Annotated in this window: 11 protein-coding genes and 1 tRNA gene; 7 read left to right on the plus strand and 5 right to left on the minus strand. The window is 66.9% G+C overall.

The window, feature by feature from the left end; translation table 11 throughout:
• Window positions 1-116: 116 nt before the first annotated feature.
• The 3 genes from AC1DNE_RS05270 to AC1DNE_RS05280 all read left to right on the plus strand — a co-directional run bounded on the left by AC1DNE_RS05270 (window position 117) and on the right by AC1DNE_RS05280 (window position 3717).
• Window positions 117-1445: a sensor histidine kinase gene (locus tag AC1DNE_RS05270; protein ID WP_476840939.1), complete on the plus strand. Its 1329-nt coding sequence runs from the start codon at window positions 117-119 to the stop codon at window positions 1443-1445.
• Window positions 1442-2818 (plus strand): sigma-54-dependent transcriptional regulator, encoded by a 1377-nt coding sequence (locus tag AC1DNE_RS05275; protein ID WP_441470917.1) that lies wholly within the window; start codon window positions 1442-1444, stop codon window positions 2816-2818. Before AC1DNE_RS05270 ends, AC1DNE_RS05275 begins: the two co-directional genes overlap by 4 nt.
• A 77-nt stretch (window positions 2819-2895) precedes the next feature.
• The gene (locus AC1DNE_RS05280; RefSeq protein ID WP_476765318.1) at window positions 2896-3717 is read left to right on the plus strand and encodes a MipA/OmpV family protein; all 822 of its coding nucleotides are present in this window, start codon (window positions 2896-2898) and stop codon (window positions 3715-3717) included.
• Window positions 3718-3879: 162 nt separating this feature from the next.
• On the opposite strand, the gene AC1DNE_RS05285 is transcribed toward AC1DNE_RS05280, so the two are convergent.
• Window positions 3880-3953 (minus strand) — tRNA-Gln (locus AC1DNE_RS05285).
• 276 nt (window positions 3954-4229) lie between these two features.
• Here AC1DNE_RS05285 and AC1DNE_RS05290 point away from each other — a divergent pair.
• Together AC1DNE_RS05290 and AC1DNE_RS05295 are read left to right on the plus strand one after the other, a co-directional pair.
• Window positions 4230-5579 (plus strand): amidase, encoded by a 1350-nt coding sequence (locus AC1DNE_RS05290; protein WP_441470921.1) that lies wholly within the window; start codon window positions 4230-4232, stop codon window positions 5577-5579.
• 74 nt (window positions 5580-5653) lie between these two features.
• On the plus strand, window positions 5654-6766 hold the full coding sequence (locus AC1DNE_RS05295; RefSeq protein WP_441470922.1) for a M20 family metallopeptidase: 1113 nt from the start codon (window positions 5654-5656) through the stop codon (window positions 6764-6766).
• A 160-nt stretch (window positions 6767-6926) separates the two neighbouring features.
• Here the strand turns inward: AC1DNE_RS05295 and accC are convergent, their stop codons facing one another.
• The 4 genes from accC to AC1DNE_RS05315 all read right to left on the minus strand — a co-directional run bounded on the left by accC (window position 6927) and on the right by AC1DNE_RS05315 (window position 10248).
• On the minus strand, window positions 6927-8288 hold the full coding sequence (accC, locus tag AC1DNE_RS05300; RefSeq protein WP_441470923.1) for an acetyl-CoA carboxylase biotin carboxylase subunit: 1362 nt from the start codon (window positions 8286-8288) through the stop codon (window positions 6927-6929).
• A 41-nt stretch (window positions 8289-8329) separates the two neighbouring features.
• Entirely contained in the window at window positions 8330-8785 is a 456-nt protein-coding gene (gene accB, locus AC1DNE_RS05305; RefSeq protein WP_476840940.1) for an acetyl-CoA carboxylase biotin carboxyl carrier protein, read from the minus strand.
• 72 nt (window positions 8786-8857) lie between these two features.
• A complete protein-coding gene (aroQ, locus tag AC1DNE_RS05310) occupies window positions 8858-9313 on the minus strand; it encodes a type II 3-dehydroquinate dehydratase (RefSeq protein WP_441470925.1) in 456 nt (151 codons plus the stop codon).
• 128 nt (window positions 9314-9441) lie between these two features.
• Window positions 9442-10248 (minus strand): DsbA family protein, encoded by an 807-nt coding sequence (locus tag AC1DNE_RS05315; RefSeq protein WP_441470926.1) that lies wholly within the window; start codon window positions 10246-10248, stop codon window positions 9442-9444.
• Between the two features lie 183 nt (window positions 10249-10431).
• Between AC1DNE_RS05315 and AC1DNE_RS05320 the strand changes: the two genes are divergently transcribed.
• Window positions 10432-11622: a pyridoxal phosphate-dependent aminotransferase gene (locus AC1DNE_RS05320; protein ID WP_441470927.1), complete on the plus strand. Its 1191-nt coding sequence runs from the start codon at window positions 10432-10434 to the stop codon at window positions 11620-11622.
• Window positions 11623-11698: 76 nt separating this feature from the next.
• Entirely contained in the window at window positions 11699-14011 is a 2313-nt protein-coding gene (locus tag AC1DNE_RS05325) for a mechanosensitive ion channel family protein (RefSeq protein ID WP_441470928.1), read from the plus strand.
• The last annotated feature ends 10 nt before the right edge of the window (window positions 14012-14021 follow it).

The following is a 14021-nucleotide window of genomic DNA, read 5'->3' on the forward strand; positions in this document are numbered from 1 at the left end:
TGCTGAGCTCGGTCGGCTACGATCTCATTGCGGTCTATCGACCCGGCGGGGAAGTCATCTTCTCCTCGCGCCGTTTCTCTTCGGTCGGGTCTCTGCCCGAGAAGACGGGGCAGGGATTGTTCAGGATCATTGCCGACGGCCGGCGCTGGATCATGGCAGGAGCCGTCCAGTCCATTCAGATCAACGGGCAATCCGCCAACCTTCTCGTGGGCTCGTGGCTCGACGACAACTACCTGGGCGGGATCAAAGTGGTCACCTCGCTCGAGGTGCACCTGTTCTCCGACTTCGGCGGCGAGCTCGAACCGATCGTGCAGACGCATAACGATCGGCAGATCACCGTGCCCAAGGCGATACTGACGCGGCTCGATGCCGGCGAGGATGAAATCTTCGATGCGGACGCCGATGGCGGGGGCTACAGAGCCGTCTATACCGGCTTTCGCGGCATAGACGGTAAGTTGGCGGCGATCAGCTTCATCGGCCTGCGCAGCGAGGCAGGCTTCTTCGAGCAGCTCGGCCGCGAGCGGCTGTTCCTCGGCATATTCCTGTTTGGAAGCTGCATCGCGATTGTCGTCGGCATATTGATGTCGGAAGTGCTCGTGCGGCCGTTGCGTGCCCTCACCCGGGGCGTCAGGGCGATTGCAGCGGGTGATTTCGGTCAGCGCGTCACGGCCAGCGGCGGCCGCGAGATCGCGCAGCTCGCCGCTGGCTTCAATGGAATGGCCGAGCAGCTGGGCAAGCTGCATGATCTCGAAATGGAATTGCGCCGCCGCGACAGGCTTTCGGCGCTCGGGCAGGCGGCGATGGTGATCGCGCACGAGGTTCGCAATCCGCTCGGCATCATCAAGACGTCTACGGAAGTGGTGCGCAATCGCTCCAAGCTCGGTGCTACCGAGGGGAAGATGCTCGGCTATGTCATCGACGAGGTTCGCCGGATCGAGACCTTGATGCGCGACTTTCTCGACTTCGCTCAGCCGAGACCGCTCGTGCGCAGCCACTTCCCGTTGCGCAATGTCATCGAACGGGTCGCGGCCATCGCGACGCCCGAGCTTTCCCGGCGCGGCATCACCCTTCACATCGACGACCAGAGTGGAGGCGCCCAGATCAGCGGCGACCCCGACCAGCTTCACCAAGCCTGCCTCAATCTGGTCCTCAATGCCATGGATGCCATGCCCTCGGGTGGCACCATCTACGCGAGCTTGGCGGTGAATTCGGATACGGTGTCGCTGACGATCCGCGACGAAGGACCTGGCGTTCCCGACGCGATCCGGGGCGAGGTCTTCAATCCGTTCTTTACCACCAAGGCGAAAGGTACGGGTCTGGGGCTCGCGAAGGTGCAGAGCGTGGCGGCGGCGCATGGCGGAACGGTTGCTTGCGAATGTGCACCGGGCGAGGGTGCGGCCTTTACCCTTGCATTGCCGCGGGCCGAAACGGGAGGGCGCTCTTGAGCCACACCATCCTGGTCGTCGACGACGAGGAGCGTCTGGCCGACGTGCTGGCGGCCGCACTGGAGGATCTCGGCTATCGCACGACCGCTGTGACGAGCGTGCAGGCAGCCCTTGCGGCCCTGGACCAGTCGCGCTTCGACCTCGTGCTCACCGATCTTCGGCTGCCGGTCATGGATGGGCGCGACCTGCTGCGTGAAGTGCGCAGCCGCTGGCCGGATATTCCGGTCATCATCCTGACGGCCTTCGCCGCGGTGCGCGATGCGGTCGAGCTCATCAAGGAAGGCGCGTTCGACTACATCGCCAAGCCCTTCGAGATGGAGGATGTCGCGGCGACGATCAGGCGCGCGCTGCGCCTGGCCGATGTGGTGCGGGACAATGAGCGCCTGCGCAGTGAGCTGGAAGGGCGCCACAGCTTCGATACGCTCATCGGCAACAGCGCGTCGTTCCGCCGCGTAATCGAGCAGGTCACCGAGGTTTGCGAGACCCGGGCGACCGTCATGCTGAACGGAGAGAGCGGCACCGGCAAGGAACTGGTCGCCCGGGCGATCCATTTCAACAGTCCGCGCCGGGGGCGACCCTTCATCGCCGTGAATTGCGCCGCCATCCCTGAAACCCTGCTGGAGAGCGAGCTCTTCGGCCACGTCAAGGGCGCCTTCACCGGCGCGCTGGCCAATCGGGTCGGCCGTTTCGCGGCGGCTGAGGGCGGTACGCTCTTCCTCGACGAGATCGGTGACATGCCGCTTGCGATCCAGGCGAAGCTGTTGCGTGTCGTCCAGGAACGCAGCTTCGAGCCCGTGGGCGCCAACCGCAGCCAGAGCGTCGATGTCCGCCTGATCGCGGCGACGCATAAGGACATGCGCGAAGAGGTGGCTACGGGCCGCTTTCGGGAAGACCTGTTCTATCGGCTCAATGTCTTTCCGATCCAGCTGCCCGCATTGCGAGAGCGCCCTGAGGACATTCCGCTTCTGGCGACGCATTTCCTGGCGACGCTGTCGGAATCGATCGGCAAGCGGGTCGCCGGCTTCTCACCGGCCGCACTCGCGGCCATGGCGGGGCATGACTGGCCGGGCAATATCCGCGAGCTGCACAATTGCATCGAGCGGGCGCTCATCGTCGCCAAGACTGCCCAGATCGATGTCCAGGATCTCCCGCGCGACCTGTTTGAGGGGCAGCGTCGGGCTGGCCGCGACGCGCTGCCGCGCGATCTCGACGCTGAACTCGAACGGATCGAACGGGATTTCATCATCGAGGCGCTGCGCCGGAGCGAGGGCGTGCAGGTGAAAGCGGCACGGATGCTCGGCATCGCCGAACGCAGCCTCTGGCATAGAATCAAGAAGCTCGATATTCGAGTGGGCCGGACGGTGGTCGAATGATTGGCGGGCTTGTAGCGGCACTGTCGCGAAAGCGCGCCAGAACGAAGTTTGGCGCGTTTGCCGCCCATGGAGGAACCGTGTCGCGTATCGGTTTTGGAAAGATTGGTTGCCTCGTTCTGCTTTCGGCGACGTCCGCGGCGGCTGCCGAGCCGACCCCGGCCCTGACGGATGCAACGCCGGCCAAGGGCTGGATCGTGACGCTCGGCGGATCGTTCCAGATGGGCCCCAAATACGAGGGGGCGAATGCCGTGGGCCCCTCCTTCATGCCCTCGCTCAGCTGGCGCCGCGTCGGCGAGCCTGCGGGCTTCAGCGCGCCCGACGACAGCCTCGATTTCGCGATCTATGAAACCGACCGCTTCAGCTTCGGCGTGGCGGGAGGTTGGAAAAGCGGGCGCTACTCCTCATCCAGCGTCAAGCTTTTCGGCATGCGAGACGTCCCCTGGGCGATCGAGGCCGGCATTTTCGCCGAGTACTGGCCGATCCTCGATCGGCTGCGCACGCGCATCGAGATTCGGCAGGGCTTCAACGGACATCAGGGCATCGTTGCCGATCTCTCGGCCGACTGGGTCGAGCGCGTGGGACGCTTCACGCTGTCGGCGGGCCCGCGGCTCTCGCTCGGAAGCGCTTCCTACATGCGCACCAATTTCGGTGTGACCGTGCCGGAATCGCTGATCAATGGCTTTATCGCCCCGTACCGGCCGTCCGGCGGCGCCAAGAGCCTCGGTGTGGCGGCGGCGCTCGAATATACCTGGTCCGAGCAGTGGTCGACGACGCTTTTCGCGCGCTACGACCGCATGATCGACCAGGCCGCGCGCTCGCCGCTTGTCAGCACGATCGGCCAGCGTGACCAGTTCACGGTCGGGCTTGGCGCGAGTTACTCGTTCAGAATGGACCTCTGATCCGGCGACTCGAATCCGAGGCCGCCTGACCGCAGCCTCGGATTCGGGCGCCATCAGGCACCGGAAGTCGCTGGATTAGATCTGCGCGCAGCGGCAAGCACCGCTCGGCTCCGCACGTCACTGGATTTTGGTGATTTTCTGCAAACGCCACGCCGAAAAGGCTGGCTGGGGGACTAGGATTCGAACCTAGACAACCAGAGTCAGAGTCTGGGGTCCTACCGTTAGACGATCCCCCAACGAAGTGGCGCTTCGTGGCGCCGCGTTGGTGAGCCGGGGTCTAATCAATGCGGTCCGGCTTGGCAAGAGCTGAATTCACCCCGCACCCCAAACATTTCACAGGAACATGTCGTTCGCTGCGACATCGCGGGGATCGCCTGTGGCGGCGGCGGGGCCGCCTTGCCTGCACATAGCTATGCTGTTGGTCCGCAGCATGCCAAACATGCGCGGTTTCCTCCGAAGGGCGGCCTGCCTGCTCCTCGATATCCTCCGCCTCCACCCGGTCCGACAACATCATGGCTCGCACTCTTTCCGCCCTTGCCGACGATCTCGCCTCCGGCCGGACCACTGCGCTTGCCCTCGTGCGCGAGGCGCAGGCTCGGATCGACGCGCCGGAGGGGGAGGGCAAGCTCGCCTTCGTCAAGGTCCATCGCGAGGCGGCGCTCGCCGCGGCCGAGGCGATGGACAAGCTACGGTCTGCGGGGCTGGCGCCGTCGCCCTTTGCTGGCATCCCGATCTCGGTGAAGGATCTGTTCGACCTCGCTGGCGAAGCGACCACGGCCGGCTCGGTCGTACTGGCCGATGCGGCTCCGGCCGAGCGCGACGCGCCGGCAATCGCACGGCTGCGGCGCGCCGGCTTCATCGTGATGGGTCGGACCAACATGACCGAGTTCGCCTTCTCGGGGCTCGGCCTCAATCCGCATTACGGTACGCCGGCTTCGCCCTATGACCGCACGGCACGCCGCATTCCCGGCGGTTCTTCTTCGGGGGCAGCCGTGTCGGTCGCGGACGGCATGGCCTATGCCGGTATCGGCTCGGACACCGGCGGCTCCTGCCGCATCCCCGCGGCGTTCTGCGGCATCGTCGGCTACAAGCCGACCGCAGCCAGCGTGCCGCGCGAGGGTGCCTTTCCGCTGTCGCAGACGCTCGATTCGATCGGGCCGCTCGCCAACAGCGTCGAATGCTGCCGCGTGCTGCACGAGATCATGAGCGGAGCCGAGCTGCCGAAGGAGGTCCCGACCAGCCTGGGCGGGCTGCGCATCGCCGTGCCGCAGACGGTCGCGCTCGACGGGCTCGACGCCCATGTCGCGGCGAGCTTCGACCGGGCGCTGGAGTTGCTGGCGAAGGCCGGCGCCGTCGTGATGGATACGCCCCTGGAACGCTTCGCCGAAGTCGCCCGGATCAACGCCAAGGGCGGCTTCGCTGCCTCGGAGGCCTACGCCCATCACCGCGCCCTGATCGAGGCGAAGGGCGATGGCTACGATCCACGCGTGCGGACGCGGGTTCTGCGCGGCCGCAACCAGGATTGCGCCGACTATATCGAGCTCACCCATGCGCGGGCCGCTTTCGTCGCGGCGATGCGCGAGGAGGTTTCTGCCTTCGACGTGCTGGCCATGCCGACCGTGCCGACCGTCGCGCCGACCATCGCCGAGCTCGCCGAGGACGACGAGGCCTTCACCCGCATCAACCTGCTGATGCTGCGCAACTCGACGCTGGTCAACATGATGGATGGTTGTGCGATCTCGCTGCCGATGCATCGTGCGGGCGAGGCGCCGGCCGGGCTGATGCTGGCACGGGCCGGCGGCGGCGATGCTGCGCTGTTTGCGATCGCAGAGGCGGCGGAAGCGGCTCTGGCCGGCCGCTGAGCCGCGCCCGGAGCCTGCGAGCCATGCATGGAAATGGCCTTCCGGGCCTCCGCATCTTTGGAGAACATGACCCCATGAATCAGAACGATGCCGCCGCCGCGCTCTCCGTCTGGGTTGCGCTCGAGAGTCCCACGAACCATGCCGCCGGGCTGAACGGCATGATGGATCTGGTCCAGAAGGATGTCGAAGGGCTGCCGATCGCGCTCGAGCGCATTCCCGGCCGCGACGGGCTCGGCGACATGGTCATGCTGCGCGCCGGCCTCGACAACGGCCAGCCGGCGGTCGCGGTGATGTCGCATCTCGATACGGTGCATCCGGTCGGCACGAGCTCCAAGGAGCTGCCGGTCAGGATCGAGGGAGACCGCCTCTACGGCCCCGGCGTCTACGACATGAAGGGTGGCGCCTGGCTCGCGTTGCAGGCCTTCAAGCAGGTCGCGATCGCCGGCAGCGCCAAGCGGCCGCTGGTCTTCCTGTTCACACCGGACGAAGAGATCGGTTCGCCGACCAGCCGCGGGTTGATCGAGGAGATCGGCCGGAATTCGTCAGCGGTGCTGGTCACCGAGCCGGCGCGGCAAGGCGGCAGGATCGTCACGGCGCGCAAGGGCGTCGGCCGCTTCGATGTCAGGCTGGAAGGCCGGCCGGCCCATTCCGGGTCGCGCCATGCCGATGGGCGCAGCGCCATCCGTGAGGCGGCGCACCAGATCCTCGCCGTAGAGGGCATGACCGACTATGCCCGCGGCATCACGACGAGCGTTGCCCTGGTCGGCGGCGGAACGGCGGCGAACGTCATCCCGCAGCATGCCTGGTTCAGCGTCGATTGCCGCGTCACCACGCTCGCCGATGGCGTGATGATGGAGAACCGCATCCTCAGCCTCAAGCCGCACGACCCCGATGTGAAGCTGCGCATCACCGGCGGCATGAACCGGCCGCCCTATGAGAAATCGGCGATGGTGGCGGAGCTGTTCGCCAAGGCGCAGAAGGTCGCGGCCGGCATCGGGCTCGACCTGCAGGACTGCCCGATGACGGGCGGCGGTTCGGACGGCAACTTCACCGCCGCGCTCGGCGTGCCGACCCTCGACGGCCTCGGCATCGACGGCGACGGCGCACATACGCTGCAGGAATACGCGCTGATCTCCTCGATCGCCCCGCGCCAGGCGCTGATGAAGGGCCTGCTGGAGACGATTTGAAGCTCCCGTCCCGGGGCACGGGCTTCCTAAGGGAAACGCAGCTCATCCCGGACGACCGTAGGGACACCCGGGATGCCCCCCGGGGTTTCCTTTCCAATATGAACAAAAAAGCCCCCCGCGAGATGCGGGGGGCTTTGTCTTTTCCTGGGTTGCCGGGCTCTCAGGTCTGAGATTCGCCCATGCCGCCGGCGGCGAGGAATTTCTCGAGCCAGTGGATGTTGTATTCGCCGTTGAGGATGTCCGGGTTGCGCACCAGGGTCCGGAACAGCGGCAGGGTCGTGTCGACACCGTCAACGACGAACTCGTCGAGCGAGCGGCGCAGGCGCATCAGGCACTCGTCGCGGTTGCGGCCGTGAACGATCAGCTTGCCGACCAGCGAGTCGTAGTGCGGCGGGATGGTATAGCCCTGGTAGGCAGCGGAATCGACGCGCACGCCGAGGCCGCCCGGCGTGTGGAACGAGGCGATCTTGCCGGGCGAGGGGCGGAACGTCGCCGGATGCTCGGCATTGACCCGGCACTCGATGGCGTGGCCCTCGATGACGATGTCCGACTGCTTGAGCGAGAGCGGCGCGCCGGCGGCGATGCGGATCTGCTCGTTGACGAGGTCGATGCCGGTGATCATCTCGGTGACGGGATGCTCGACCTGGATGCGGGTGTTCATCTCGATGAAGTAGAACTCGCCGTCCTCGTAGAGGAACTCGATCGTGCCTGCGCCGCGATACTGCAGTTCGCACATCGCCTTGGCGCAGACTTCGCCGATCCGGTCGCGTTCGCTGGCGTTGAGGGCGGGCGAGGGGCCTTCCTCCCAGACCTTCTGGTGGCGGCGCTGCAGCGAGCAGTCGCGCTCGCCCAGATGGATCGCATGACCGCGGCCGTCGCCGAGCACCTGGATCTCGATATGGCGCGGCTTCTCGAGATATTTCTCGATGTAGACCGCATCGTCGCCGAAATTGGCCTTGGCTTCGCTACGGGCCGTGGCGAGCAGAACGGAGAGTTCCGCCTCGTTCCGCACGACCTTCATGCCTTTGCCGCCACCGCCCGACGCGGCCTTGATGATGACCGGGAAGCCGATCTCGCGAATGATCTTCAGCGCCTCCTCGTCATCCGCGATGCCGCCTTCCGAGCCTGGCACGCAGGGGATGCCGAGGCGCTTGGCGGTGCGCTTGGCCTCGATCTTGTCGCCCATGCTGCGGATATGCTCGGCCTTGGGGCCGATGAAGGTGATGTTGTGCTGCTCGAGGATCTCGGCGAAGCGGGCGTTCTCGGAGAGGAAGCCATAGCCGGGATGCACGGCATCGGCGCCCGTGATCTCGCAGGCGGCGATCAGCGCGGGGATGTTGAGATAGCTCTCGCGCGCCGACGGCGGGCCGATGCAGACGCTCTCGTCGGCGAGGCGCACATGCATCGCGTTGGCATCGGCGGTGGAGTGGACCGCGACCGTCGCGATGCCCAGTTCCTTGGCTGCGCGCAGGACACGCAGCGCGATCTCTCCACGGTTTGCGATCAGGATCTTGTCGAACATCTTGAAACCCAAATCCGACCCGGCGGCGAGCGGCGCCGCGCTCACTCGATCACCAGCAGCGGCTCGCCGTATTCGACCGGCTGGCCGTCTTCGACGAGGACGGCCGTGACCGTGCCGGCGCGGGGCGCGACGATGTCGTTGAAGGTCTTCATCGCCTCGACGARCAGGATGCGCTCACCCTGCTTCACGACGCTGCCGACCTCGACGAAGGGCTTGGCCTCGGGCGAGGGGCGGCGATAGGCGGTGCCGACCATCGGCGAGGTGACCGCACCCGGATGGGCGGCGGTCGGCTTGCTCTCGACCGGGGCGGCCGCGACCGGCGCGGCTGCGACGGCCAAGGGCGCCGCGGCCGGGACCTGAACGGTCGTGGTGATGCTGCGGGCGACGCGGACGCGCAGATCGCCCTTCTCGACCTCGATCTCGGTGAGATCGGTCTGGTTCAGGAGCTCGGCGAGCTCGCGGACAAGTTCGGGATCGATCGGGCTCTTGGTCGCCATGGCGGGTGTCACCGTCTTCTTTAGATTCTCGGATGGGCCGGCCGCAGAGCTGCCGTCCCGTTCATTCGGTTTTCAGGCGGCCTTCGCCGCCCGCTTTTCCAGCAGCGGCACGATGGCATCGAAGGCCAGCTCGTAGCTCGCGACGCCGAAGCCGCAGATCACGCCCACGCAGACCGGCGCCATATAGGAATGGTGCCGGAACTCCTCGCGTGCATGCACATTCGAGATATGAACCTCGATCGCCAGAGCATCGACGCCCTTGATCGCATCGCGCAGCGCCACCGAGGTGTGGGTGTAGGCACCGGCATTGATGACGATGCCGGCCCCGGCAAGGCCCGCCTCCTGGATGAAGGTGACGAGCTCACCCTCGAAATTGGTCTGGCGGAAGCTGAGATCGACACCCCCAGCCTCGGCCCGGCGCCGCAGCCTTTCCTCGACGCCGGCCAGTGTGACCGCGCCATAGGTTCCCGGTTCGCGGGTGCCGAGCAGGTTGAGGTTGGGTCCGTTCAGGACGTGGACGGCGACCATGGAAGGCGTTGATTCCGGCGCCGCGCGCGGGCGGCAGGAGCCGCCCTCATAAACGTTGCGGGGCGGCAGGGGAAGCCTGAAGGGCGCCCGCCGGCCCGATGACGCCGCAGCGTGAGCGCCGTTGCGGGTCAGCCGGCGCAGTCGGTCTTGCCGCAGCGGCGCACGGAGTCGATCTTCTGCTTCAGCGCGGCCTGGCCGACGGCGCCGAAGACGATCTCGTCGCCGACAATGAAGGCGGGCGTGCCGGTGAGGCCGAGGCGGTCGCCGAGCGCGACCGTGTCCTCGATGGCCGCCTTGGTGGCCGGGGCCTCCATGTCCTTCTTCAGCCGCTCGACATCGGCGCCGGCCTCCTTGGCGACTTCAAGCGCCTTGGCAGCGTTGACCTTGCCCTTCACGGCCATCAGCTTGTTGTGGAAATCGAAGTACTTCTGGCCCTGGAGCTGGCTCTTGACGGCAACCGCGACGCGGCTCGCCTCGACCGAATCGGGCCCGAGGATCGGGAAGTCCTTCAGCACGACGCGGAGCTTCGGATCGCTCTTGGCGAGTGCCGTCACGTCCTCCATCGCCCTTTTGCAGAAGCCGCAGTTGTAGTCCATGAACTCGACGAGGGTGATGTCGCCTTCGGGGTTGCCGATGATGACGGAGGTTGCCGGGTCGCTGATCCGCGCCTTCTCGGCGGCGACCGCGCCGCGCTGCGCCTCGGCCTGGGCGACGGTGTTGCGGCGCTCGAGCTCGATCAGCGCATCCTGGATGATCTCGGGATTCTTCAGCAGCGTCTCGCGGATCAGGTCGGTCACCGCCTTGCGCTGCTCGGGCGACAGGGGCTGGCCCTGTGCCATGGCGGGCACCGCGGAGACCGCGAGCCAGAGGCCGAGCGCGAGGGCGGCGGGCCGCAGGCAGGCGCGCGCCAGGCTGGTGAGGGTCCGGAAAGCCATCTCGTTGTCCTTTCAAAGCCGCCGGGCGGAGAATGACCCACCGGAACAAAGCACTCGTAAGCGCGAGCTTGTGTGTCTTCGCCGCCCGAAGGTCAAATCACAGCTCTGCCAGCAGGGCGGCGGTTGCGGGCAGGCTCCGGCTCGGCTACGCGGGCTCGGCCCCTCGATGAACCGGACAAGTCGATGCAGAAGCCCCCGTTTTCGCCCGCTGCGCTGCCTGCCCTCGCCGAGCGCGCCGAGCGTGTCGCCCCCTTCATCGTCATGGACGTGATGAACCAGGCGGCCGCGATCGAACGTCGCGGCGGCTCGGTGGTGCATATGGAGGTCGGCCAGCCCTCGGCGCCGACCCCGGCCTCGATCCGCGCTTCGGTGGCGCGGGCGCTGGAAGACGGGCGGATCGGATACACGCAGGCTCTCGGCACGGATTCGCTGAGGGATCGCATCGCGCGCCATTATCGCGAAGCTTATGGCGTCGACGTGGCGGCCGAGCGCGTGGTGGTGACGACAGGCTCGTCGGGCGGCTTTATCCTGGCCTTCCTCGCCTGCTTCCAGCCGGGGTCGCGGATCGCGATCACGGCGCCGGGCTATCCGGCCTATCGCAACATCCTCATCGCGCTGGGCTTGGAGCCGGTCGCGATCGAGGTCGGGCCCGAGACGCGCTTTGCGCTGACGCCCGAGCTGATCGAGCGCGCCCATCGGGAAAAGCCGCTGGCCGGCGTGCTGACGATGAGTCCGGCCAACCCGACCGGCGTGGTGATGGCGCCGGACGCGATCGCCGAGGTCGCGGCCTGCTGTCGCAGGCTCGGACTCTGGTACATCTCGGACGAGATCTACCACGGGCTGACCTATGACGCGCCCGCTACGACAGCCCTTGCGGCCGACCAGAACGCAATCATCGTCAACTCGTTCTCGAAATACTATTGCATGACCGGCTGGCGCGTCGGCTGGCTCATCGTGCCCGAGCGGCTGGTGCGCACCATCGAGCGGCTCCAGCAGAATTTCTCGATCTCGGTGCCCTATCTCAGCCAGGTGGCGGGAGAGGCGGCCTTCGACGCGACGCAGGAATGCGAGGCGATCAAGGCCGGCTATGCGCAAAACCGCGCCTTCCTGCTCAAGGCCTTGCCCGAGATAGGTCTCGGCGATTTCCTGCCGGTCGACGGCGCCTTCTACATCTATCTCGATATCGGCCGGTATTCGAACGATTCCATGGCCTTCTGCCGCAGCGTCCTCGAAGAGGCCGGCGTCGCGATCACACCGGGGCTCGACTTCGACGAAGGGCGCGGCGCCCGCACCGTGCGACTGTCCTTCGCGGGCTCGCTGGCGGAATGCGAAGAGGCGGTCTCCCGCATCGGTGGCTGGCTTGGGAAACGTTGAGGCATAGTGCCTCGTCCCCCTTGCAAGAATCCGCAGAACCTCCGCATTCTCCGCTTGGGATAAGGGGAGATCGACCATGGACGTCGCTGCAGCCGGCAGGGCTTCTGCGAGGCGCTTTTCGGCGCTGTCCTCAGCGATCCTGATCTCTGCGCTCGTTTCGGTCGCCCTCCTGCTCGCCTTCGGCTTGATCGGGACGGCGCGCGCCGAAACCGAGGCCCCGGTCGTCCTCAACCTTCGCGGCGACGAGACGCCCGAAACCATCCGCAGGATGGTCGATGCGCTGTCGGGCCGGCCAGTGGAGATCCGGGTGGGCGGCGTGCCGACCGCGCCGCCCGCGGCGCTCCCGAAGGAGACCCCGGGCAAGGCAAAGCCGTCTGCGGCAACTCCCGCGCCTGCGCTGTCGATGACGGATGAGGAGGGCTTCCAGGCCGAAGTCAACGCGCTCGTCGACCGTTTCGTCGACGGCGTCGAATATGGCAGCACCTCGATTCCCGCGATCGGCGAACTGCCGGCCGACTGGGACCAGTCCTGGCAGCGTAATCTCAATGGCCGGGAGGGTCCGACGGCCGGCTGGCGCGTCTTCGGGATCATCTGCCTCGCGCTCGCCGTCGCCCTCGCGTTCCGGATCGCGACGGCCCGATGGTTCTGGCGCAAGCGCCAGCCTGCGGGGCCGGAGTTCACCCCCCGCCTCATCGCCTCGTCCTGGGGGCTGCTCCAGGATGTCGCGGCGATCCTGCTGGCTCTTGCCGTGGTGCGGATCGCCCGCAACGCCTGGCTCCCCGACAGCGACCTTGCGAACATCGCGCTGTCGATTGGCGCCAACGGAGCCGCGATCGGCGCCATCTATATCGCGGTCGGCCGGTTCCTGCTCTCGCCGGGCACCCCCGAACGCCGCATCATGCCACTGCCGCGCGCCGAGCGGCATTTCCGGCTGCTCGCCGTCTACTCCGTCGTGACGCCATTGATCGTGACGGGCATCCTGCTGGCCAATCAGGTCAGTTCGGGCCCGCGGCCAGTCACCGGGCTCATCGCGCTCACCGGTCTTTTCGTCACGCTGTTCAAGCTCTGGTGGTTCCACGATGCGCGGCACGATCTCGCGGCGCTGGTCCTGTCCGGCTCGTCCGAGCCCGGGCCGATCCGACGTTTGATGGCGGCAGGAGCGGCATGGTTCTACATGGCGACGACGGTCGTGCTCTGGATGGTCAGCAGCGGCGCGGCGATGATGTCGAACGGCGGGCGTTGGGCCGAAGCGTCGGCCCTGTCGCAGGCTGCGCTCATCATCGTCCCCATCGTTGCCGTCGGTGTCGCCAGTCTGCTCCGTTGCCGCGCGGCGCGGCGCGAGGCGGAGCAGGGCGTAACACCCGTGCTGCGCGCCACCGGTGCCGCTTTGCGGGCCGCCGCCGTCGGGTTGATCTGGGCGGCCGGCTTCTTCATCCTTGCGCGCCTCTGGGCGGGGCTTCTGCTTGGTGTCAGTTCGGCGCAGTTCGCTGCCGTCATGCGCCAGACTGGCGGCGTCGCGGTGTTCGCCTTCGTCGGCTGGGTGGCCCTGGTCTTCCTGCACGCGTTCTTCGATGCCTATGCGCCGCGACACCGCGTGGTCGGCCCCGCCGATGAGGACGTCGCGCATGAGGAGGACGTGCCGAGCCGTCTGGCCACCGTGCTGCCGGTGCTGCGCGGCGTCGTGCTCGGCGCCGTGCTCGGCCTCACCGTCCTGGTGGTGCTCTCGCGCCTGGGCGTTGATATCGGTCCGCTGCTGGCAGGTTTCGGTATTCTCGGCCTCGCGATTTCCTTCGGCTCGCAGGCCCTGGTGCGCGACATCGTCTCGGGCGTGTTCTTCATGCTCGAAGATGCCTTCCGCGTCGGCGAATATGTCGATACCGGCCGGCTCAAGGGCACGGTCGAGAAGATCTCGCTGCGCTCGATGCAGCTGCGCCATCAGAGCGGGCAGATCCACACCGTGCCCTTCGGCCAGGTCCAGTCGCTGACCAATGCCAGCCGCGACTGGGCGACAGTGAAGTTCAATGTCCGCCTCGACCATTCCGCCGATCTCGAGCAGGCGCGCAAGGCCATCAAGAAGGTTGGCCTCGCCTTGCTGGAGGACCCCGAATACGGGCCTCACTTCATCGCGCCGCTCAAGATGCAGGGTGTGGCGGATATTACCGACCAGGCGATCGTGGTCCGGCTGAAATTCACCGGCAAGCCCAATCAGGCGTCGATGCTGCAGCGCGAGGCGCTCAAGCGCGTCTATCGCGCGTTGAACGAGGCGCACATTCCCTTCGCTTCCAACGCCGTCACCGTGCGCGGCGGCGAGGGAGGAGCGCAGAGCCAAGCTGCCGCCGCGATCTCGACGGTGCCGCCGCCGACCCCGCTGGCGCCGGCAGCGAGCTGATAGGCGAGAG

Source organism: Allobosea sp. 05L423 (assembly GCF_056397745.1).